The organism is Tsuneonella flava, assembly GCF_002870965.1.
GTDB lineage: Bacteria > Pseudomonadota > Alphaproteobacteria > Sphingomonadales > Sphingomonadaceae > Tsuneonella > Tsuneonella flava.
In genome coordinates this window covers 396,121-419,373 of record NZ_PHSO01000006.1, presented here as the reverse complement: position 1 = coordinate 419,373, position 23,253 = coordinate 396,121, and the positions used below count along the sequence as shown (strand labels likewise).

At 61.9% G+C, this 23,253-nt stretch carries 17 protein-coding genes; 6 read left to right on the top strand and 11 right to left on the bottom strand.

Annotated elements, in window-relative coordinates; genetic code table 11:
* Positions 1–10: 10 nt before the first annotated feature.
* Together CV013_RS11770 and CV013_RS11765 are read left to right on the top strand one after the other, a co-directional pair.
* Positions 11–505: a hypothetical protein gene (locus tag CV013_RS11770; RefSeq protein ID WP_102155853.1), complete on the top strand. Its 495-nt coding sequence runs from the start codon at positions 11–13 to the stop codon at positions 503–505.
* A 193-nt stretch (positions 506–698) separates the two neighbouring features.
* Positions 699–3,098 carry a TonB-dependent receptor gene (locus tag CV013_RS11765; RefSeq protein ID WP_102155852.1) on the top strand — a complete coding sequence of 800 codons (2,400 nt, stop codon included), beginning with the start codon at positions 699–701 and terminating at the stop codon, positions 3,096–3,098.
* 39 nt (positions 3,099–3,137) lie between these two features.
* On the opposite strand, the gene CV013_RS11760 is transcribed toward CV013_RS11765, so the two are convergent.
* From CV013_RS11760 to CV013_RS11735, 6 genes are all read right to left on the bottom strand, one after another.
* Positions 3,138–3,836 carry a TetR/AcrR family transcriptional regulator gene (locus tag CV013_RS11760; protein ID WP_102155851.1) on the bottom strand — a complete coding sequence of 233 codons (699 nt, stop codon included), beginning with the start codon at positions 3,834–3,836 and terminating at the stop codon, positions 3,138–3,140.
* Between the two features lie 219 nt (positions 3,837–4,055).
* The gene (locus CV013_RS11755; RefSeq protein ID WP_102155850.1) at positions 4,056–5,072 is read right to left on the bottom strand and encodes an FAD:protein FMN transferase; all 1,017 of its coding nucleotides are present in this window, start codon (positions 5,070–5,072) and stop codon (positions 4,056–4,058) included.
* The gene (locus CV013_RS11750) at positions 5,072–5,890 is read right to left on the bottom strand and encodes a DUF4198 domain-containing protein (protein WP_102155849.1); all 819 of its coding nucleotides are present in this window, start codon (positions 5,888–5,890) and stop codon (positions 5,072–5,074) included. Before CV013_RS11750 ends, CV013_RS11755 begins: the two co-directional genes overlap by 1 nt.
* 38 nt (positions 5,891–5,928) lie before the next feature.
* Positions 5,929–6,465 carry a DUF2271 domain-containing protein gene (locus CV013_RS11745; RefSeq protein ID WP_102155848.1) on the bottom strand — a complete coding sequence of 179 codons (537 nt, stop codon included), beginning with the start codon at positions 6,463–6,465 and terminating at the stop codon, positions 5,929–5,931.
* Between the two features lie 17 nt (positions 6,466–6,482).
* Positions 6,483–7,163, bottom strand: coding sequence for a PepSY-associated TM helix domain-containing protein (locus tag CV013_RS11740; RefSeq protein WP_102155847.1), 681 nt, complete (start codon positions 7,161–7,163; stop codon positions 6,483–6,485).
* Between the two features lie 135 nt (positions 7,164–7,298).
* Entirely contained in the window at positions 7,299–9,716 is a 2,418-nt protein-coding gene (locus tag CV013_RS11735; protein WP_102155846.1) for a TonB-dependent receptor domain-containing protein, read from the bottom strand.
* A 179-nt stretch (positions 9,717–9,895) separates the two neighbouring features.
* On the opposite strand from CV013_RS11735, the gene CV013_RS11730 reads away from it, so the two are divergent.
* Complete coding sequence (locus CV013_RS11730) at positions 9,896–10,624, top strand: response regulator (protein ID WP_102155975.1); 729 nt, start codon at positions 9,896–9,898, stop codon at positions 10,622–10,624.
* Between the two features lie 41 nt (positions 10,625–10,665).
* Positions 10,666–12,033 carry an ATP-binding protein gene (locus CV013_RS11725; protein WP_198591864.1) on the top strand — a complete coding sequence of 456 codons (1,368 nt, stop codon included), beginning with the start codon at positions 10,666–10,668 and terminating at the stop codon, positions 12,031–12,033.
* Positions 12,034–12,225: 192 nt separating this feature from the next.
* On the opposite strand, the gene CV013_RS11720 is transcribed toward CV013_RS11725, so the two are convergent.
* The 3 genes from CV013_RS11720 to CV013_RS11705 form a co-directional block, all read right to left on the bottom strand.
* Positions 12,226–13,548 (bottom strand): Hsp70 family protein, encoded by a 1,323-nt coding sequence (locus CV013_RS11720; RefSeq protein ID WP_102155841.1) that lies wholly within the window; start codon positions 13,546–13,548, stop codon positions 12,226–12,228.
* Positions 13,549–14,232: 684 nt separating this feature from the next.
* Entirely contained in the window at positions 14,233–16,272 is a 2,040-nt protein-coding gene (locus CV013_RS11710) for a 3-hydroxyacyl-CoA dehydrogenase NAD-binding domain-containing protein (protein WP_102155836.1), read from the bottom strand.
* A 10-nt stretch (positions 16,273–16,282) separates the two neighbouring features.
* Positions 16,283–17,518 carry a serine hydrolase domain-containing protein gene (locus tag CV013_RS11705; RefSeq protein WP_102155834.1) on the bottom strand — a complete coding sequence of 412 codons (1,236 nt, stop codon included), beginning with the start codon at positions 17,516–17,518 and terminating at the stop codon, positions 16,283–16,285.
* A 198-nt stretch (positions 17,519–17,716) separates the two neighbouring features.
* Here CV013_RS11705 and CV013_RS11700 point away from each other — a divergent pair, with 198 nt between their 5' ends.
* Together CV013_RS11700 and CV013_RS11695 are read left to right on the top strand one after the other, a co-directional pair.
* Positions 17,717–19,501 (top strand): class I adenylate-forming enzyme family protein, encoded by a 1,785-nt coding sequence (locus tag CV013_RS11700; protein WP_223805202.1) that lies wholly within the window; start codon positions 17,717–17,719, stop codon positions 19,499–19,501.
* Positions 19,502–19,521: 20 nt separating this feature from the next.
* Positions 19,522–20,787, top strand: coding sequence for a TetR/AcrR family transcriptional regulator (locus CV013_RS11695; RefSeq protein WP_102155832.1), 1,266 nt, complete (start codon positions 19,522–19,524; stop codon positions 20,785–20,787).
* A 131-nt stretch (positions 20,788–20,918) separates the two neighbouring features.
* Here CV013_RS11695 and CV013_RS11690 read toward each other — a convergent pair whose 3' ends face one another.
* Positions 20,919–21,989: an acyl-CoA dehydrogenase family protein gene (locus tag CV013_RS11690; protein WP_102155830.1), complete on the bottom strand. Its 1,071-nt coding sequence runs from the start codon at positions 21,987–21,989 to the stop codon at positions 20,919–20,921.
* 16 nt (positions 21,990–22,005) lie between these two features.
* Positions 22,006–23,217, bottom strand: a complete 1,212-nt coding sequence (locus CV013_RS11685) for an acyl-CoA dehydrogenase family protein (protein ID WP_102155828.1) — start codon at positions 23,215–23,217, stop codon at positions 22,006–22,008.
* Between the last annotated feature and the right edge of the window lie 36 nt (positions 23,218–23,253).

Sequence of the window (23,253 nt, the reverse complement as noted above, 5' to 3'; positions counted from 1 at the left end):
GAGAGGATGAATGATGAAAAAGTTTGGATATCTTATCGGCGCTGTTGCCCTTTGTGGCGCGCAGCCGGCGATGGCGGACACTTACACGCCTGCCAGCACTTCGACTTTCTCTGGCCCGGTATCTGTCCAGAAGGATGGGGCACTTTATAATTGCACTTTGACTGTCAACGTCGATGCAACGGCCGGTTCCAGCGCTACGGCTACCGCCTCCTTGAGCACTCCTTCTGATTGGGTCTGCCCATTGATTGCAATCAATGGAACGGGTTCCGTAGTTTACGATGGCACATATCTGACGATTTCAGGGCTGAACATTAAGCCTGTGATCAGTATTGGTGAATGCACCGGGCCCATCAAAGCCGTTTGGGGCGGTAACTCGGCATCGCCGCGCACGATCACTCTCAGCATCCCGCTTTCGAACTCATCGGCCACTGCCGGGGCAGCCTGCAAGATGGCGGGCACGCTGACGCAGACTGGCGGCGCGCCGCTTAGCGTCACCAACCCGTGATGTGAACTCTCCTGAGCAATCCCGCTTGCTCAGCCTTAAAGGCGCGCGCTTGCCGCGCGCCTTTTTTGGCTTGTTGGCGGCGCGGTGCATATAGTGCGAGCGGGCACGCCGTGATTATTGAGGTCGAGCGATAACGGACCACAGCCGATCGGAGTTCATCACGCTGCGGCAAGCGATGCGGAGCCGTTTGCCGATGGCAGGCACTCGCCCGCTGCACGCCGCTTCGCTGGTGTTTGCCTGTGTCGTGGCCGTCTGGCCGAATGGCTCCGTTCTGGCGAAAGAGCCTGCACCCGCCTCCACCTCCGGAGCGCGCGAAAATTCCGATCCCCATACCAGCGACCCGGCAGAGCAAATCGTGGTGAAAGGCAGGCGCTGGGGGCAAGCTGAAATCGCCGCGGAATCGGTGATAGACGAAAACGCCATCGATTCATTTTCCGCCACTACGATTGGCGAATTGCTCGATAGGATGGCTGCGCTGATCGACAGCAGGGGGCAATCGCCCGAATTGCTGGTCAACGGCAAGCGCATCACCAATCCCGCGGAACTTAAGGACTATCCCAAAGAGGCGCTGGCTCGCATTGCCATCCTGCCCAAAACAGCGGCGGCGGTGTATGGGTTCGAGCCGGAAAAACGGGTCGTCAATCTCGAACTGAAGCGCAAGTTCGCCAGCTGGCAGTTACAGGCCGGCGCCGAAATGCCGACAGCAGGCGGTCGGCGTAACGCGACACTGAGGATGGGGCGCTTCATCATCGATGGCGACACCCGCTGGAACATCGGAGCGAATATCGCGGACGAAACCGAATTGCTTCGCAGCGAAAGGCAGATGCCGGTTCAGCCCGCCGCGCAGACGCTTCTCGATGCGCTTGGGGTGGCAGGTGCCGGGATCGATCCCAACCGATATGAATCGCTGTTCCCAGACAGCAATGCTCAAGGGTTCAACGCCAGCGTCACGCATCCGGTCGGCGCGTTTTCGGGCTCGGTCAATTTCTCTGCCGGACGCAAAGAGAGTGCCCAGAAGACCGGGATGCCGGTGGCTGTCGTGCAGGATTTGGCCGGGGGGGATTATGGCGTTCTCGCTGCCGACAAAGCCCTCCGTAACTGGCAGCGATCCGAAAGTATCAGCACCGGGCTCTCGCTGTCGGGCCCGGTCGAAGGCTGGCAAACCAGTCTCGGCTTTCGCTACAGTGTGAATTGGGCGAAGTCTGCGCGAGATGTCGGCTACGACGCGCGTTCGGTGCAGCAACGCATCGACGATGGGGCGGAATGGCCGCTCGGCGCAGACCAGTGGGGCAATCTGCCTTTGTTGACCGATCGCTTGGCGTCGACAAGCGAGGTCTATAATCTGTCGCTGACCGCGAGCCGCCCGGTGGCCGAACTGCCCGCAGGCCCAATGCGGACGAGCGTTTCGCTGAATGCGAACAGGTTTCGGACGAGCTCGTCGTACTTCGACGCGGATGCGAACCGATGGTCGGGGGCGCGTTCGTCCCGGTATCAGTTCGATGGCTTGATATCGCTCTCTCTGCCGGTTTCCAGTAGAGGTGCAGGCGTGCTGGACGAGATCGGCGATCTGACGGCAACGATGTCGGGCGCGTTCCGCAAAGTGACGGGGGCGAAAACGAATTACCGGCTGAGCGGCGCGCTGGACTGGTCACCGGCCAGCTTTGTGAGCCTGAGAACCAGCTATTCGCGGGAAAACGTAGAACCGGGGTACGATCAGTTATTCGGGCCGCGGATGGAAATCGTGAACCGCGTGTTCGATTTCCGCCGCGATGAATATGTTCAGGTGCTGTACCGTTTTGGCGGCAATCCCGATCTGGCCGGGGGGACCGCGCAGAACCTGTCGGCCGATCTGTCGCTGATGCCGTTCGGGCCGGGATCGGTTACGTTCAACGTCGGCTATCGCCGCTCTATCACCAATGGCGGGATTGCATCGCTGCCCGATCTGACGCCTGTGGTCGAGGCGGCTTTCCCGGACAGGATCATTCGCGATCCTTCGGGAAAGCTGGTGTTGGTCGATGCAAGGGCGATCCGTATCGCATCGGAGCGGAGCCAGCGGCTGACGTCGGGGCTGTCATTCCGGTGGACCGAGAAGCCCCCCGCGCTTCCCACCGAAGCGGAGGAGGTATCCCCTGCCTTCGCGCCCTGGACAGTCACCGCGTCGCTCACCCATCAATGGAGCCTCCAGAGCCAAACGCAGATTCGCCCGGAACTGGCGATAATCGACCGGCTGGACGGAGGAGGGCAGGCGCGCCATCGCGCCGACTTCCAGCTGGACGTGGGCCGCAAGGGGCTCGGCGCCAGCGTGAGCGCAAGCTGGAACGGCCCGGCCTATGTGCGTGGGGCAGGGGGGGCGATCTATCGCTTCTGGCCGTCGACAATGTTCAATCTCGGTGGCTTCATCGAGCCGGGATCGATTTTCGGCACAGACGGGCAGAAGAAATGGATCGACGCGCTCAAACTGGCGGTCGACATCCAGAACCTGTTCGACAGTCGGAAGGTTATTGAATCGCCGGGCAGACCTGACGGATTTTCGCGGGACGAACTCGATCCGTTGGGGCGAACAATTCGGTTTACGATCAATACAAGCTTCTGAACCGGCGCGATTTGCGTGCCACACGGCACAGCAGGCCGTTCAGCGGGGCATCGCAATCAGGAACGGCAGCATGTGGGTGGTGAGCTTCCGCATCTCATCGTCTTGCAGATCCAGCATTTCGCGCAGGTGCGGCCCGATCACGGCATCGCCGAAAGCGGCAATTGCGATGGTGAGCACTACGCCCTTCACGCGTTCTTCCGCTTCCGGCTCGGGGATCTTTTCGGCAAATGCCTTGACCAGTGATTGCACGGCGTTGCGGATCGGTTCCAGATGTTCGAAATCCCGCGCCAGCACGATCCACGCAGCAAGCTGTCCCGCACCGCCGGTGTCAAACGCTTCGAACACCTGCTCGATAACGCTGCGCTGGGCATTGGGATCGTCCCTGATCTGAACCACGGCGCTTTCGAGCGCATCGGCCAGATCGTCGACCATAGCCCCCATTAGCGAGGCCTGCAGGCCTGCTGCCGAGCCGAAATGGTGGAGCACATTGCCGTGCGACATGCCGACCCGTTTGCCGACATTCGAGACGGTAACGGCACCGGGCCCACCTTCCAGCAAGAGAGAGCGCGCGGCGGCAATGCTTTCTTCGCGGGCTTCTTCGGCGCTGCGCTTTCTCCGGCGTGTTTTCTTCGGCGTTGCGCTTGAGCGGGCATACCGGCCGCGGGTTACGACGGGGGAGGCGGTATCGTTGTCGCTCCCGCTGCTATCCGCCTTATCGATCCTGTCGCTTTTCTTCATTCCACCCTCATACGCTCACTCTTCCGACTGGTAAATCCGCCGGGATTTCCGCCTGTTGATTGTGGGAAGGGAGCGGAAGATGTTACCGGATAAGCAGATAAACCTTCGAAATATCAAGAGTAAACGCCAAAAACGAACCGATCCGGCAATGGGGATGCTCGCTTATGGGGGGGGCTGCCCACTGGTGCCAGCGTGCGGAGTCGAGCTGTCAGGCAGATATCAGTGCAGCCACGCCTTCCATGCCCGACTGGCTATGGTGGCCTTGTCCGTCACCATCCGCGCCGGGATGCCGTGGGTGTCTGCAAAGTGCATGGCCCGCTCCGGGCCCAGTATCAGCAGGAGCGTGGCAAGCCCATCGGCCTGCATACAGCCGGTGTGGAGCACCGACACCGCCAGTACATCGTCTGCAACAGGAAGTCCGGTTTGCGGGTCGAGCGAGTGCGACCACGATCGCGCATTGGCCTCTCGCCTGCGGCGATAATTGCCCGATGTGGCGATGGCCCAGCCACACAGCCCGATCCGCGCTGTCGGGGCGTCGCTGTCTGGCGGGATGTCGAGATCGACCCACCAGGGCTGCCCATCGGCTTGCACCCCGATCCCGCGAAGCTCTCCGCCGATTTCCAGCAGGGCATGGCGCACACCGATCTGTTCCAGCGCGTCTATCCCGAAATCGACCGCGAACCCCTTGGCGATGGCGGACAGGTCGAGTTGCAGGCCGCCGGGCTGAACCAGTGTGCAATCGTTGTGCGACAGCGCGACATCGCGCCAGTTCAGCTTGCGGGTGGCCTTCGCCGTTTCGCGACCGGGCATCGCCGCCGGGGCGGGTGCAGCACCGAAACCCCACAGATCGCTTGCTGCGCCCAGTGTCGGGTCGAACGCCCCATCGCTGACTTGCGCCAGAACCAGCGCGCAATCGAGCACATGTGCGAAGGGGCGCGAGAGAGGGAGCGTTGTGCCGGGGGCAGCCCGGTTGAACCGGCTGATTTCGGATTCCGGTTCCCACTGGCTCATCTGCGCGATGACCATAGCGAACCGCTGCTCCAGCGCCTGCACGATCTGCGTATCGTCGATTTCGGGCGGGACCACGGCGGACAAGTTCCAGCCTGTACCCATCGTTTCACCGGAAAGCGTCAGCGTGCGCCCGTTTTGCAGAGGACGCACACGATCCGGGTCAAGGTTGGGGGGAAGCAGCAATTCCTCCACTTCCCCTCCATCGGTATCCGCAGGCAGGTGCATCAGAGCGGCAGGAACTCCAGCACCCCTGTGTAGGAGGCGCGGTGCGGGATGCCGTCCGCGCCGCTTTCTTTGGTGGAGCCGGTTTCGATATAGTACATGCCCGGTGTCGCAGCGGTCAGTTCGACTTTGCCATCGGCGTCGGTCGTCAGCGTCTGAATGCCTGCGTCATCGCGGTAACGTGTGCCGCCTTTGACGAATTCGACTTCCAGCCCGGCTGCGGGCGCGCCGTCGAGCAGGAAACGCACTGTCGCGGGTTCGGTCGCGACGAGATCGTTGGGATGGGTCACCGGAACCATCTCCAGCCCGCGACCGGTCGGGGCCAGCGCGGTATCGCTGGGGGCGCCCAGCGTTACGAATGTTTCGGTGCGCGAACTGGCTGCGCTGATCCGCACATCGGTCGCCCCTGCGGGCACAGAGGCGCGCGCTTCGCTGACAGTCGCGGCGCGCAGGCGATGCCGCTCTCCGCCAAGCTGGTAGAAGCCCATCGCGCCATCGCTGGCGAGCGCGATGCGATATGTGCCCTGCGCTTTCAACGGCACGTCGAACACACTGCGATAGCGGGCCGAGCCGACGATCTCGGGCTGGACTGCCGCGCCATCGGGCCCGGTGATCTGCAAGCTGTCGAGCGGCATGGCGCGATGGTCGAATGCGAACAGTTCGTTGGACGCAGCGGCATCGACGCTGACGGTTTCGGTTTCGCCCGACAGGACAGTGGCGGACGGCAACAACCAGCGGCGATGCGCTTCCGCCGGGGTGGCGACAAGCGCGCCAAGGCCAAGTGCCACGCTGGCGACGATCAGGCTGGATCGATGGAACATGATGATACCTCTCGAAATGGGGTCGGGTCGAAATGGGGTCAGGGTTTGATGGTCAGCCGGACTGTGCCCAGTTCTTTCGTGCCCTTGGCGGACGCGGTTTGGCTGCCCTTGGGTGGCCACTGGAAAGGGACGCTCAGAACTTCGCGGCCGCCGACTTCGCGTGCGGCTTCCACTCGCAGTTTGTAAGAACCGGGGCGCAAGTTGCCGAGCGGGCGGGAGCCTTGCTTGAAATTCACAGTGTGACGACCCGGCGGCTGGGTCGGGCCGCTGACGCCGTTGACCGGCATTTTCAGCGTCCGGCCCGTGCGGCGCCACCAGGTCCGCAGATCGGGCAGCCACTTGGTCGGATCGTCGCCGCGCAGGTCCATGTCATACCAGATATCGAGATTGGTAACGGCTTTGCCCGCCGCGTCTTCGATCCAGATCGCCACATAGGGATTGTGGTATTCAGCGACACGCAAGCGCGGAATTTCGACGCTGACACTCATGGTCTGTGCGCTTGCCGGGGTGGCAATCGCGCCAGTGGCCAGGCCGGTGACGATACCGGTGCCGAGAATGGAGAAAGGTTTACGCATAGTTCGGCTCCAGACGTTCAGTGCATCAGAAAAATCATGAGGAAGAGCGGGATGACGACTCCCGCCCCTACGATCGGCCAGGTCGCGCGGCGCTTTTTTGCGTGAAGCTGCAACAGCAACAGGCCGGTCAGGCTGAAAATGACGCATGCGACGGCGAAGATATCGATGAACCACGACCATGCGGTGCCGGTGTCGCGCCCTTTATGCAGATCGTTGAAATAGGCGATCCAGCCCCGGTCGGTATCTTCGAACAGCACAGCGCCGGAACTGCGGTCGATCGCCACCCAGCCATCGCCGCCGGCGCGGGGCAGAGGGATGTAGAGTTCGTCCGCGCTCCATTCGTGCGCCCGCCCGGCCGCGTCGATCCCGTATTCCTTGTCGATCCAGCGCGACACCGCCTGCGGCACCGGGGTTTCGCGCCCGGCGCCATCGGGCACAGCGGCCAGTGTTGCGCGCACATCGTCCGGCAGCGCGCTCTCCTGACTGACAACCGCAGGCTCGCTTTCGATGGAAGCGGCGTGATTGAGGGTGATGCCGGTGACCGCGAACAGGATCATACCCACCAGACAGATCGCGCTGCTCATCCAGTGCCAGGTATGGAACTGCCGCACCCAGAAAGCGGAAAATCCGCCCTTCTTGCGTTTGCCTTTCGCTGGCGGCGCGGCCTTATGGCTCTGTCTGATCGTTTGCTGGTTCATTTTCGGTGTGTCGCGAGGTGCCATTCAATCCTGAATAGATGACTGGATAGAGATTGATAATCAATAGCGTCAACTGACCGATGCGCCTGTGCTCGCGAAATCCCGCTCGCATCGGGGCGCATCGGCCTGTTCGCCTTAGAAACGTGCGTTCACGCTGATCCAGTAACTGCGGGCTTTGTCCTTGTTATTGTAATCGTCCTGATAGCTGGGTTCCCACCCGCCATTGCCGTCGCTGACGAAATCGGTCTGGTAACTGGTGAAATCCTGATCGAGCAGGTTGTTCACACGGCCGCTGAGCGTGACATACTCGTTAACCCGATACTGCGCGCCCAGATGCAGGACTTTGTAGCTTTTATAATAAAGCTGTTTGCCGGTGAGCGTATCCACTCCGCGATACCGCCGCGACCGCAGTTCACCCATCAGCTGCGCGGACAGGCTGTCGCTGATCTCCCAAGCCAGCGTGGCGTTCGCCATGTGCCTGGCCGAATTGGTGAGCGGCAGGCCTTCGTTCGCTCCGCTCAGTTGTTCGCTGTCGGTCAGGGTATAGTTGGCGCGCAGCAGCAGGCCGTCGAACATTTCGTACTGCCCGGCAACTTCGACGCCCCGCAGCCGAGCCTTGTCGATATTGATCGGCTGATTGAGGCTACCGATCCCCAGAATTTCCCAATAGGCGCCAAGGTTGGCACACGGGCGCACCCCGCCGGTTTCGGCGCAGGTTTGCGTAACCGGTGTCTTTACGATCTTGTCATTGAATTCGTTCTGGAACACCGTGACGTTGAAATTGTGGCGATTGGACGGTGCGGTCCAGTACACCGCCGCTTCCAGATTGGTGCTGGTTTCCGGTTCCAGATCGGGGTTGCCGGTCCAGGGGCTGGTGCCCTGTCCGCCAAAGCCGGTGATACCGTCGTAGAGGTCGGTGGTCTTGGGTGTTTTGTATCCGGTGCTGACCCCGCCTTTCACTGTCCAGCTCGGCGAAATCGCATAGACGGCATAGAGCCGCGGGCTGACATGGGCGCCGAACGTGTCGTGATTGTCGTAGCGGATACCGCCGGTGATCGTCAGGCTTTCGACCGGCGACCAGTTGTCCTCTGCGAACAGCGACCACATCTTTTGCTTCTGGTAGGCCCGCAGACCTTCGGCGCTGCTTTCGAGGCCGAACACCCCGTCTTCCAGTTCGCCATCGATATACTGGCCGCCGACCACGAAGCGGTGATTGCCCGCGAAACCATCGACCGGGATGTCGAGCCGTGCATCCAGTGTGTACTGGCTGCTTTCCAGCGCCCGGTGGGGGCGGGGAAGGAACGCTTCCAACTGGGCGTGTTGCGCGTCGGTGAGATTGGACAGCGATGCGCCGTTGCATCCGGCAGAGGCGCCGCCGGCAACACAGGCGGCATCCCACAACCCCTGCAAGACAACGCGTTCGGCAACCGAGAAGGGCAGCGTGCGCCCTTCGTTGCTGGTCTTCACATAGGCGAGCGAGACGAAGCTGTTGACCTTGCCCCATTCGCCCTGATGGGTCAGCGCCCAGTTCACGCGATCGAACTTCTGTTCTTCGGCATAGCCGGTGCGCGGGGCGACCACGCCGCCGCGTGCCAGCCAGATCCGTTCGATGCTATCCACTGTGCCCAGCGGGTAGCTGGTCGCGCCGGTGACGGGATCGGTGGTGGGGGTGTTGTCGTATTTCTGTTTGGAGATATCGTAGTCGAGCGTCACGGTTTGCGTATCGCTCGGCGTCCATTTCAGCGTGGCGCCTACGCTTTTGTTGGTATTGTCGACCGTCTTGCCCCCGGCGCCAAAGCCCAGGCTGCGAACATGCACACCGCCGTCGGGATCGATTGCGGTGTCATATTCCGGGTTGGACGCGATACGTTCGTAAATCGACGCGCGCACGCTGAGCCCCAGTGTGCCCGGAATGATCGGCCCGCTGGCGGCGATGTCGAATGTCATATCGTCGCCGAAGTTTTCGTCTTCCTGCAACGAACGGCCGAACGTCGCGGAACCTGTCCAGCGGTCCATCACCTTCTTGGTGATGATGTTGATGACTCCGCCCAGCGCATCGGCGCCATACAGAGTGGATGCCGGGCCGCGGATCACTTCGATCCGTTCGATCATGTCGAGCGGCGGGACGTGATTGAACTGGTTGCCCCCGAAATTGTTCGGATAGATATCGCCGTGGTTGTTCTGGCGTTTCCCGTCGATCAGCACGAGGGTGTAATCCGAACCCATGCCGCGAATACTGATCGTGCGCTGGCCGGTCTTGTCGGAGGTTTCGCCAACATCGACCCCTTCCAGATCGCGCACCGCGTCGATCAGAGTGATGTAGGGGCGGCGCTTGATCTCTTCGGCGGTGACCACGCTGATGCTGGCCGGGGCGTCGGTGATTTTCTGTTCGAAGCTCGATGCAGTCACCACGATAGTGTTGCTATCGCTATAAGGTCCGGCGTCGTCAGCGTCTTCGGCGGCGGCAGGCGCGGCAGAAAGCGCGAAGCCAAGCGCGAGAGCGCCTGCGCCCGATGACAGAGTGCCGTGGAAAGTTGACAGAAAATTCTTCATTTGCCCCTCTTGCTATTGCGAATGGCTTGCATTTACGAGAAGGCGTTGGCGATTGCACGATGCGCGGTCAATCGATTCGGAGGTGCGAGAAACATTTTGTTACAGTTGGCGCAGGGGATCGGCATGCCGAACGGGCAGAACGGCATCTCTTCGCGGCCTGGCCACGCGGGGGCGCAGGCATGACGCGGCCCGCGCATATCGTGGTGGTGGAAGACGATGCGCCGCTGCGCGCGTTGCTGACCCGCTTGCTGGGCGAACACGGTTATGACGCGACAGGGGTGTGCGATGGCGCTGCGCTGTCGCAGATAATCATGCACCCGGATGACCGGCCTGTCGATCTGATCCTGCTGGACATCATGTTGCCGGGGGAAGACGGGCTGACTTTGTGCCAGCGCATCCGCGAAACCAGTCAGGTGCCAATCATCATGGTCAGCGCGCGCGGGCAGGAATCCGATCGTGTGACGGGGCTGGATTGCGGGGCGGACGACTATGTGCCCAAGCCGTTCAGCCGGCTGGAATTGCTGGCGCGCATTCGCGCCGCGCTGCGCCGTGGCCGGGAAAACCGCATCCCTGCCGAAATCGCTACGCCCGAGTGTTACCGCTTCGAAGGGTGGCAGTTCTTCCCGCGGCGGCGCGAACTGATCGCACCCAGCGGCGCACAGGTGAGCCTGACCGCGGCGGAACACGAATTGCTGCTGGCGTTGTTGCGCCATGCCCAGCGGGCGATCAGCCGCGAACGGTTGATGGAGCTGGTCCACAACCGGCTATCGCATTCCGGGGATCGCAGCATCGATGTGCTGGTCAGCCGTTTGCGCGGCAAGCTTGGCGGGGATCGTCGCTCCCAGCCATTGATCCGCACGGTGCGCGGCGTGGGATACGTGTTTTGCGCGGAACTGGATGCATCCTGACTGAGCGCGGCTCCTCCACTCTCCGCCCGCGGAGCGGAATGATGGCCGGAATGATGGCCGGAATGATGGGACGCATCGCTCTCGTCCTGACGGCGGCGATCCTGCTGGAACTGTTGGGCATCGTGGCGCTCCATCAGTGGCAGGATCGCGAACTGGTGGATGCTGCCCGCACGCAGTCGATCGCCCGCGAGATTGCCGATGCGGTGCAGATCGCAGAGACAGCACCGCTCCCGCGCAGATCCGCGGCGATAGACGATCTGGCTGCAAAGGGACCGGCCGGACAGGCGCTGGCTCTGAACTGGGTGCCCAACACCATCATCACCGATCACAGCGCGGCAAATGCGCGGCTGGCGGCGATGCGTGCGCGTCTGATGCAGGCGGACGACCGGCTGCGCGACCGGGAAATGCGGCTGAGCCTGATGCCGGGGCGCGATGGCCGACAGCACGATCTGGTCGGGCTGATCGCTTTGGACGACGGCAGTTTCCTGTCGTTCCGGGTCAACCGCTACCTCCGTGGCCCGCCTCCGCTGTGGCTGGTGTCCTTGTTGCACATATTGCTGCTGGTGGCTGTGTTCGGGTTGGCGATGGTGCTGGTGCGGGCGCTGCTCCGCCCGTTGCGCGATCTGGCGATGGCGGCGGATGAGACGGGGCGCGATCACACCCACGCCATCGTTCCCGATGGCCCCCGCGAAGTGCGGCAACTGGCCCATGCGTTCAGTGCGATGCAGGCGCGGCTGATCGCGGCGATGGACGATAATACGCAAGCGCTGATCGCGGTATCGCACGACTTGCGGACCCCTATCCAGCGCGCGAAGCTGCGCGCCGCTATGCTGGACGATGCCGCAGCCGGGGCCGCGATCGAACAGGAACTGGCCGCTATGGACCGCTTCATCGATGGCGCGCTGGCCTATGTCCGCAGTGGCGCGGACGAGGAACCGCGCCTGATCGATGTCGCCGCCATGCTCGCCGCAATCGCAGACGACACCGCGGATCAGGGGGCAGACATCCGCTTTCGCGGGCCGCCCAGCCTGATCCTGCATACCCGCCCGATATTGCTGGCCCGGATGCTGCAAAACCTGATCGACAATGCCCGCCGCTATGCCTCCCGGATCGAACTCCGCCTGAGTGGAGAAGCCAATCGATACGCGGAGATATGCGTGGACGACGATGGCCCCGGCATCCCCGCCGAACAACGCGCCGATGCTCTGCAGCCGTTTCGCAAACTGGCGCTTGCCGGTGGGGAAGGGCCTGGGGACGATGGAGCGCTGGCTCAAGGCGCGGGACTGGGCCTCGCCTTCATCCAGCGCGCTCTCTCTGGCTCAGCCGACTGCATGACGCTGGAGGACAGCCCGCTGGGCGGCCTGCGCGCGCGGCTTACGTTGCACGATGGCGGACTGGGTGCGGAGTAGGTCCTGAGCCTGATGTGCGGACAAGATGCAGCGCAGCGATTTGGCGAGCAATCGCCATACTCTCTCCCACCCGCAATATAGCGTACCGTCGCCCCGGACCCGATCCGGGGCCCCGCTTTTCTTCGGGCGCGGCGTCAGCAGAAGCTGGACCCCGGCTCACCCCCTCCGTCACCGCAACCGCGGCAATACTCCTCATACCGTCGCCGGTTCCGGCGCGATCCACTGGTCCATGTCTGCATCCAGTCCGATCTGCGCGAGGCCGTAGGCGATCGAGGTCAGTTCTTCGCCGCTGGCCAGTCTGTCGTTGCCGAAACGCCGGGCGAACAGAGCGCGCACTGCGGGGATCAGCGAGGAACCGCCGGTCAGGAACACCAGATCGATGTCGTCCGCCTCCATCCGCGCGTTGACCAGCGCGCGGTCGAGCGTTTCGCTGATCCGGGCGAGGTCGGGGGCGATCCAGTGTTCGAAATCGGCGCGGCTGACGGTCTGTTCGATCGACAGGTCTTCGCTTTCGAAGCGGAACTGCCCTTCGTCCGCACCAGACAGGCTGCGTTTCAGATCGCCGACCGCTTCATACAGGCCGTGGCCGAGTTCGTGTTCGACCACAGCGATCATCCGGGCAATCGCGGCGGGATCGGTGGCGGCGCGATGCAGCCGCGCCAGTTCGTCCAGCGTCTTGCGGTTGTGCATCAGCGCCAGTTTCGACCAGTCGCGGAAACCGTCGTAATAACTGGGCGGAATCTCCAGCACTTTGCCGAAATTCGCATACGTCCCGCCTTTACCCAGCATCGGCAGCACCAGATGGTCGAGGATGCGGTAATCGAACCGGTCGCCTGCGATGCCGATCCCGGCAGAGCCAAGTGGGGTGCAGCGGGTCTCCGCACCGGGCGGTTCGATCCGCACGATGGAAAAGTCGCTGGTGCCCCCGCCGAAATCGGCCACCAGCAGCGTGGCGGCCTGCGTCTGCCGCATGGCAAAGCCATAAGCTGCCCCCAGCGGTTCGTACACGTATTGCACTGGCCGCCCCAGCATGGCGAACATCGCATCGTATCGCGCCCGTGCCAGTGCCGCATCGGGGTTTGACCCGGCATAGTGCACCGGGCGGCCGACGACGATCCGTTCGGGCAGATCGGCGGTCTTCAACTGGCCATGCTGCAACAGGTGCGAGAGGAATGTCTGGCCCAGTTCTTCGAACTTCATCCGGCGGGCAAACAGGCTGGCGCTGTCGAAAGAGGCACTGGCGGCGACCGATTTGAACGATTGCAGAAATCGCGATCCCGCTGGAAAGTCGAGGAATTCGGCAATCGCCCACGGACCCGCTTCGTGCCCCAGACCGCTGCGCGCCTGCGGTTCTTCCCAGAAACACAGCGCGGAACGGAACACGTTGATCGCTTCGCCGCCCGGCGCAGCGAAATCGTGCAGTTGCACGCCTTCGCCAGTGGCCTGTGCGACGACCGAATTGCTGGTCCCGAAATCGATGCCCAGCGATCGGGCGGATGGCGATGGCGCGGCCATAAGGGAGCTTTCCTGCAACGCGGTGAAGGGGGAGGGGCGCGCGCTATGGCAGCATGGCGGCGGGGTTTCAACGCGGTTTACGCGCGGTTGGTGCGCCGCCATGCGGGCGGCGCGCGTGAAAGGCCTGACACTATGCGCCCTGTGGCAAGGCCGCGTGACTGGCCAGATGCCCGGCATAGAGCGCCGCGCCCATGCACGGCGAATGGCGCTTCGAAATCCGGCGGACTGCCTGTTTTGGTGCTGCGGTGATTTCGGGCCTTTTCGGAGGTGAGTTTTCGACCGTTTGCCTGCCGATTTCCGGTTTTGGCGGCTTACTTGTCAAAAGCGTGGGGCTTTCAGGGTGGGGCGGCACGCTATGTGGTGAAATTGCGCCATTGTGGCAGGTGAATCGAAAATTCTGTGCGTGCGATCACCCGCGCGCGGCGCCGGAACGGGCGTTGCGGGGTGCCGCTGGTGTGCCCGTAATATCATGATTTAAAGATGAAAAATTGCACCGCGGCAATGGTGCCGATTGCGCTGGATAGGCCGGTACGGCGTGGACGCCGCGATTCACTTACGGCGCATATAAGGAGGTGAAGGGGGTGTATAATACAGGTGATCGGCGCGCCGCTCGGCAACTGCAAGGCCGGGCCCCATACCCGGAGCCCGGCCTCATCTCTATGCCTCAGCGGCGCGGTTCAGCGATCAGCCGTTGAACCTCTCGCCCCGCTCGGCCTTGCCGCGCAGGTAATCGCACACTGGCAGGCCATATTTTTCCAATCCTGACACGATGTTAGCCAGACCTACGGTGTCGGCCCAGAACATCGGTCCACCGGTATAGAGCGGCCAGCCATAGCCGTTGATCCACACCACATCGATGTCGCTTGCGCGCTGGGCCATGCCTTCGTCGAGGATCATCGCGCCTTCGTTAACCATCGGATAAAGCAGGCGTTCTTTGATCTCGTCCTTCGAAATCTCGCGCTGTGGGGTGCCCGACTTCGCCGCGAATTCCGCGATCAGTGCCCTGACTTCGTCCGAAGGGGTGCGATTGCGGGATTCATCGTAATCATAGAAGCCCTTACCGTTCTTCTGCCCGAACCGGCCCGCCGCGCACAACGCCTCGCGCAAAGTCGTCACCTTGCTCGGATCGCGGTGCCAGCCGATGTCGATCCCGGCCAGATCGGCCATCTGAAACGGCCCCATCGGGAACCCGAAGTCGAGCAGAACTTCGTCGACTTCCCAATAGTTTGCGCCTTCCATAATCAGCGCATTGGCCTGTTCCTGACGCGGGCTGAGCATACGATTGCCGATGAAACCGTGGCATACGCCAGCGACCACAGCGACCTTGCCGATCTTCTTCGACAGCTTCATCGCAGTGGCCAGGACATCGTGCCGGGTCTCCGCTCCACGGACAATTTCCAGCAATTTCATGACATTGGCGGGCGAGAAAAAGTGCAGGCCCAGCACATAACCGGGCCGACTGGTCGCCGCGGCAATCTCGTTCACGTTCAGGTAGCTGGTGTTGGACGCAAGAATTGCGCCTTGTTTTACAACGGTATCGAGCTTGCCGAACACCTCCTTCTTCACATCCATGTTTTCATAGACGGCCTCGATCACCAGATCGCAATCGGCCAGGTCATTGTATTCCAAGGTGGTCGACAGGTTACCCATCGCCGCCTCGACCTGCTCCGCGCTCATCCGCCCGCGTTTTGCGGTGTTTTCGTAATTCTTGCGGATGACGCCCACGCCACGGTCCAGCGCCTCCTGCTGCATTTCCAGAATTGTCACAGGAATTCCGGCGGATAGGAAGTTCATCGCGATCCCGCCGCCCATCGTCCCGGCACCGATCACGCCCACTTTGGCGATGGGTATCAGCGGGGTATCGCCGGGCACATCGTCGATCTTGTTCGCAGCACGCTCAGCAAAGAAATAGTGACGCATCGCTGCCGACTGGGTGCCGGTCATCAGCTTGGTGAATAGCTCCCGCTCCTTCTTAACCCCTTCGGAATAGGGCAGTTCTCCCGCCAGTCTGACGGCTTCGATGGCTGCATTCGGCGCGTCGAAGCCGCGCATCTTGCGCCCGTTTTTGGCGCGGAATTCGTCGAAGATCGCCGGGTTTTTCACGCCGTCCTGATTGGCGGTGCCCTCCGATGTGCGCGGGATCGGTTGCCCGACTTTGCCCCGAGCGAACGCGATGGCATCGGCGGCAAGACTATCTTCGCCAACGATTTCATCGACTAAGCCGATAGACTTCGCCTTGCTGGCGGAAATCGGATTGCCAATCGCGACCATCGGCAGCGCTGCCTCTGCCCCGACCAGACGCGGCAGGCGCTGTGTGCCCGCTGCACCGGGGATCAGGCCCAGCTTCACTTCGGGCAGGCCGACTTTCGCACTCGGCACAGCAACGCGATAATGGCACGCGAGCGCGACTTCGCAGCCGCCGCCCAGCGCCGTGCCCTGGATCGCCGCGACGACCGGCTTGTCGCTCGCTTCAATGGCGTCCAGCACTTCGGGAAGGTTCGGCCCGACGGGTGGCTTGCCGAACTCCGTGATATCGGCTCCGGCAAAGAAAGTGCGGCCATCACAACGAATTACGATGGCTTTCACGCTGTCGTCGGCCAGCCCCTGAGCAATGGCGTCCTGCAACCCGGCGCGCACCGCCTGACCCAGTGCGTTGACCGGAGGATTGTTCGAAACGACGACGAGGACATCGCCATCGTGCACAGTGGAAATCGGATTGGTCATTGTTCTCTCCTCAGGCGCGGCCGTCGGCCAGTGCGGAATAAATCAGGGTCTTGAGCTGGCGGCGAATGGGATAGACGCTGGATGGATAAACCTGCGTCATGAACACCATAGTGATCGCTTCCACCGGATCGATGAAGAACGCAGTCGAATAGGCGCCACCCCAGTAATATTCGCCTTTACTGGTTGGCATCAATGTCTTGGCAGCGTCGATCACGCACGCGAAACCGAGGCCGAAGCCGACGCCTGCGTTCTGGCTTTCCGAAAACATGCTCTGCGACAGTTGTGTCAGGTCCGCCCCGCCGGGCAAGTGATTGGCCGTCATCAATGCCAGCGTCTTGGGGCTGACGATGCGCGCTCCGTCGAGTTCTCCGCCGTTGACCAGCATCGCGCAGAACCGGTGATAATCGGCGATCGTGCTGACCAGCCCGCCGCCTCCGCTGTCGAACCGGCCCGGCTTGGCAAGGCTGCTGCCGATACCAGCGTCGAACAACTGCGGCGCAGCATTCGGAACATATTGAAATGCATCGACAAGCCGTTCGCTCTGGCCATCGGCAACGCCGAATGCGCTGTCCACCATTCCCAGCGGTTTGAAGATGTGTTCAGCGAAGTAATCGCCCAGTCGCTGGCCAGAAATACGCTCCACCGCGATGCCCAGCACATCTGTCGAAACCGAATAGTTCCACCGCTCGCCCGGTGCGAATTCCAGCGGCAGTTTGGCCAGGCGCGCGACGAATTCATCACTATCGAGATGGCGGCGCGCGAAATCGAAATTGTGCTCGCGATAAACGGCATCGATGTTGGTGCGGTTCTGCAGTCCGTATGTGAAGCCGGACATATGGGTCAGCAGATCGACGAACCGGATCGGCGGTGCATTGCGGCCCGGCATGAAGGGGATCGATCCACCACCGCCGGCATAGACCTGAAGGTTGGCAAATTCAGGAAATACTTTGGTAATCGGGTCTTCCAGCGCAACCTTGCATTGTTCGACCAGTTGCATGAACGCAATCGAAGTGATCGGCTTGGTCATCGATGCGATGCGAAACAGCGCGTCGTCCCGCAAATCGCCGCGCCCTTCGCCCATCGTGCCGAGCTTGCCGTAATACACCGGCTGCCCATCGCGCGCGACGAGCAACTGCGTCATCGGCAGCCTCCCGCTGTCGATATAGGCTTCGCGCAGGAACGGTTCGATCCGTGCAAGGCGATCGGGGGCAAAGCCAAGGCTGGCTGGGTCGGTCAGGTCGAACAATGGGGTTTTCCTCTCTCCGAAAGTCGTGTTGGCGACGCTTGAACGGGGTTTTAGGTATGCATACCGTCTATTCTGAAATGCTTACAAGCCTGAAGCATAGTTTAGGCATACCACTCTTTCCGAATGCGCGATTCATCGCTTGCACGGATTATGCAGCGCGATGTAGTGTCTGGCAAACAAGAGCATGAGGATGCCAGAATGACAATGCCTGTATCGGGCCTGGAAACGGCGCCTGCAACCGGTCTCGCGTCGGCGGTTGACTGGTCACCGCCTGCCGGATGGCCTGCATGCTCTTACGATCAGTGCTGCGATATTTTGACTGCGCCGGGCCAGCGACTTGAAACCGAAACAATCGCGATCCGCGGGGTGCCGACCCGTGTGTGGAAGAACGCACCGGATAATTTGCGCGCATTGCTGGCCCTTGCCCGCACGTATGGCGCGCGCGAATTCGTGATCTATGAGAATGAGCGTGTCACATATGATGCCTTTCATCGGGCGGTCGTGCGGCTGGCGCAGGAAATGCGCGATCGTGAAGTGGGGAAGGGCGACCGTGTCGGGCTCGCCATGCGAAATCTGCCCGAATGGCCTGTGGCATTCTTTGCTGCGGAGGCTTTGGGCGCGATTTGCGTTCCGCTCAATGCATGGTGGACCGGCGCGGAATTGGCGTTTGGTCTTGCGGATTCAGGGGCGCGCCTGCTGATATGCGATGAAGAGCGGTGGCAGAGAGTCTTGCCGCATCGGGATGAAATGCCAGCCCTCGAACATGTGCTGGTATCGCGTTCATCGGCCGAAACGATGCTGGATCGCCCGGCGGAGCCGCTGGAGGCGGTTATTGGTACGTCGGATGAGTGGGCATCGCTGCCTGACGCGGATCTGCCGGATGCCGATATCGCCCCCGACGATGAAGCCACTATCTTCTATACCAGCGGGACCACAGGCAAGCCGAAGGGGGCACTGGGTACGCATCGCAATTTGCTGACCAACATATTCTCCAGCGCCTATTCGGCGGCCTGTGCCGCGCTGCGGCGCGGGGAAGTGCCGCCGGAGCCGACGCATAAGGTCGGGCTGCTGGTCATCCCCCTGTTCCATGTGACGGCGTGTTCGGCCAGCCTGATGGGCAATCTTGCTGCTGGTAATACTCTGGTGTTCATGCACAAGTGGGAGCCGGTGGAAGCGTTCGCGATCATCGAACGCGAGCGGGTCAACGTCACTGGCGGTGTGCCGACGATTGCATGGCAATTGATCGAACATCCCGAACGCGTGAACTACGATTTATCGAGCATCGAAGCGGTCGCCTATGGCGGCGCTCCTTCCGCCCCGGAACTGGTGCGGCGCATCTACACTGAATTTGGGGCGCTGCCCGGCAATGGCTGGGGCATGACCGAGACGATGGCCACTGTCACCAGCCACGGAGGGGAAGATTATCTCAATCGGCCGAGCAGTTGCGGCCCGCCAGTCGCCGTGGCCGAACTCAGGATCATGGACCCGGAAGGCAAGCGCGAATTGCCATGCGGGGAAGTGGGAGAGCTGTGGGCCAAGGGGCCTATGGTGGTGAAAGGGTACTGGAACAGGCCCGCTGCCACGGCAGAAACGTTCGTGGAAGGGTGGGTTCGCACCGGCGATCTGGCCCGTCTCGATGAGGAGGGGTTCTGCTATATCGTTGACAGAGCGAAAGACATGATCCTGCGCGGGGGAGAGAATATCTACTCTTCCGAAGTGGAAAACGTGCTTTACGATCATCCTGCTGTTACCGATGCGGCGCTGGTCGGTATCCCGCATCGCACTCTGGGCGAGGAGCCGGCGGCTGTGGTCCATCTTGCGCCGGGCGAGCAGGCGAGCGAAAGCGAGTTGCAGCAATGGGTAGCTGACCGGCTCGCGCGCTTTAAAGTGCCGGTTCGGATCATTTTCAGCGAGGCGATCTTGCCGCGCAATGCGAATGGCAAGATACTCAAGAGTGAATTGAAGAAGATGTTTGCCGCCTGATCGGGCGGTAGGAGAAATATATGAGTGCCGCTGATGGCAATAGTGCGGAAAGGGTTTCCGGCGAGACGGCCCGCTTCGGGAAGCGGCGCGATGAAGTAATCCATGCGGCCTCCACACTGATTAACGCAGTAGGGGTAAAGGGGATGACCTTTGCCGAACTGGCGCAGGCGGTCGGGCTGAATGCCACCAGCATCACTTACTACTTCGACCGCAAGGACAAGCTGGTCTGCGCGGTGTATGAGGAAACGCTGGACTGGCTCGAACAGGCGGCCAGCACTGCCGCTGCCGAACCGAACCCGGCAGCGCGGGTGCGATCATTCATCCACGCGCATTTCGCTCTGCGCCAGCGGGTCCGCGAAGGGGAGAAGGGGCTGGTCACTGCCCTCTCGGAAATCCGCACTCTGGAAGAAGAGGCGCAGGCGCCATTGCTGGCCCACTACGCCCGGATAATCGAGATCGTGCGCGGGTTCTTTGGCAAGGATCGCACCGGTATGCGTCGTTCGCTCGATACAGCGCGGGCGCACGTGCTGATGGAAGCGATGTTCTGGTTGCCTGTGTGGTCGGAACAGTATTCGACCCGCGATTTCGACCGGGTCGAAGCGCGCCTGTCCGATATATTCGCTCACGGTCTGTCGGTGCGGCCCGGCGACTGGCACCCTGTTCCGCTCGATAATCGCGGTTGGCGAACCGGTGACAATGCCGATAGCGATACGCTGGACGCATTTATGCGCGCAGCGACGGAGATGATCAACCAGCGCGGTTATCGCGGGGCATCGGTCAATCGGATTGCAGCCGAACTGAATGTGACCAAGGGCAGTTTCTATCACCACCACGAAGCGAAAGACGATCTTGTCGCCGATTGCTTCACGCGCAGTTACGACCGGCTGTCGGCTATACAACTCGCTGCGGCAAGGGCGCCTGCCAATGGCTGGGGCCGGATAGCCAGTGCATTGGCCGAAGCGATCGATCTGCAGTTTCGCGATCCCATGCCACTGCTGCGGACAGCGGCGCTGCAGGCGTTGCCGAAGGATGCGCGCGATGACGTGGTCCTGCGGGCGAACCGTCTGGCGATGCGGTTCGCCGGAATGCTGGCCGACGGGATTGCCGATGGATCGGTGCGCCCGGTCGATCAGATTCTGGCCAGTCATGTGCTGATGCCAGCGCTGAACGCTGCCTATGAAGCGCGCAAATGGGCGGGCCGCCAGACCGACCCTGCCGTCGCAGTCAAGCTGTATGCCTGGGTGTTATGTGCCGGCTTTAGCTGCGATCCGCCTGAGGTCGGTTAGCCTTATCTGATCAGCAACAACGTGAAAGGGCCCGGCGTCGTTGTTCGCCGGGCCCTTCGCTGTGGCACCGAAGTGCCGGGGAATTCCTGACGGGCTTTCCGGCAACAGGTGCCGCTCCACCCTTCGGATAATCAGAACCCGCTGAGAGTGGCGAAGCGATCGCGCATCTGGCTGCTCGATCCCCAGCTCGCCTCGAGCACACGAGCGCGTTTGAGATAGAAGCCGATGTCGTATTCGTCGGTCATTCCGATACCGCCGTGCAACTGGATGCCTTCGCGGCTGACTGTGTGCAGTACATCGTTGGCCGTCGCCTTGGCGATTGCCGCTGCCCGGCCAATACCGTGGCCGCTGTCGAGCGCTTCCAGCCCGGCCTCTACCGCAGAGCGCATCTGAGCGAGATCGGCAAACAGGTCGGCCATGCGATGCTGCAACGCCTGGAACGTGGCCAGCACCTGATTGAACTGCACACGCTGCTTCAGATAGTCGAGCGTCACGTCGAACACCTGTTGCGCCATGCCGAGCATTTCGCAGGCGGTCAGGATACGCGCCCGATCGAGTATCTGATCGAGCAGGTCGTCTCCTCCGCTGGCCAGTTTGTCCGCCGCTGCACCGTCGAACGTGACATTGGCGTGGCTGCGCTGATCGGTCAGTGCGCGCCCGGATAGCGAGACGCCGTCGCCTTTTTCGACGAGGTACAGTCCGTCGGTCGCAGCGACCACGAACAGGTCGGTCCCATGCGCTTCGTGGACGAACGCCTTGGTCCCGGTCAGCTTTCCGCCCGATACGCTCGCTGCGATCTTGTCAGGCGCGTGGTGCGGGCCTTCGTCGATGGCCAGCGTGGCGACCTTTTCGCCCGCTGCGAGTGCGGGCAGCCATTTGGCTTTCTGCTCATCGCTGCCACCCAGCACGATGGCGCTTGCAGCCAGCGTGGTCATCGTCAGCGGGCTGGCGGCCAGCGTCTTGCCCAGCTCTTCGACTACGAGACCGGCGGACATCCACCCGAAATCGCTGCCGCCATAGGTTTCCGGGATGACAATCCCGGCCCAGCCCATCGCTGCCATCGCAGACCATGTGTCCGCGAGGTAGCGTTCATCGGGCTTGCTATCGCGCATCTTGCGGAAAGCCGATACGGGACTTTCGTTGGTTGCCCAGTCGCGCGCCATGTCGCGCAGCATTTCCTGTTCTTCGTTGAGAACGGCCATAATATCGTCCTCCCCCTTACTGGTGATCGAGCATACCAAGCACACGCTTGGCGATGATGTTGTTCTGGATCTCGGTCGAACCGCCATAGATGGTGAAGGCTTTGCCGAAGAGCCATCCGCGCACGCCCTCCAGCTCTTTCTCCGTAAAACCTTCGCCTTCCCAGCCCAGCCCTTGCAGACCCATGATCTCGATAGTCAGCTCAGCGCGTTCCTGACCCAGCTTAGTGCCGAGTTTCTTGAGCACAGAGCTGATTTCGGAAACACCGCCCGATGCCTTGCTTTCTTCCGCTGCACGGCGTGCCGTGAGCAGGAAAGTGTTCCAGCGGATTTCGTAATCGGCGATCTTGTCGCGCAGGACAGGGTCCGCGATGCGGCCATCGGCGTCGGTTTCGCCATAGGCGCGGGCGATGTCGCTTACGCTGGGCCCCATCATCCGGGCCATGCTGCCGCCGCCCGAGATATTGGTCCGTTCGTGCTGCAGCAGACGCTTGCCAATGGTCCAGCCCTGACCTTCTTCGCCCACCAGGTTTTCCTTGGGCACCTTCACATCGGTGAAGAACGTTTCGCAGAACGGGCTGACGCCGCTGATCATCTGGATTGGGCGGACTTCGACGCCGGGTGCGTCCATGTCGATCAGCAGGAAGCTGATGCCTTTATGCTTGTCGCTGCGATCGGTGCGGACAAGGCAGAAGCATTTGTCGGCCCACTGGCCGCCGCTGGTCCATGTCTTCTGGCCATTGACGAGGTAATGATCGCCCTTGTCCTCAGCAAAGGCCTGCAGGTTGGCCAGGTCCGATCCGGCATTGGGTTCCGAATATCCCTGACACCAGCGCACTTCGCCGCGGCAGATAGGGGGGATATGCTCGTGCTTCTGCGCTTCGCTGCCGTATTCCAGCAGAGTGGGGCCGAACATCATCACGCCCATTCCGCCGATAGGGTTCCATGCCCCGGCTTTCATCATCTCTTCATTGAGGATTTTGGCCTGCGCGCGGCTTAGCCCGCCGCCGCCGTATTCCTTCGGCCAGGTGGGTGTGCCCCAGCCACGCTCGCCCATCGCTTCGCGCCATTTCTTCTGCGCGGGGGTTTCGGTGCTCGGGCCTTCGACAGCGGACAGGGCGTTGTTGTTGCCCTTCAGCTCAGGGGCGAAGTTTTCGGCCAGAAAAGCGCGGACTTCTTCGCGAAATGCATCATCGGTGCCCGCGGCAGGGGCATCGGCAAGGGTTGCCATGATCTCTCTCCTCCAACCCGGCGGAATCGTTGGTAT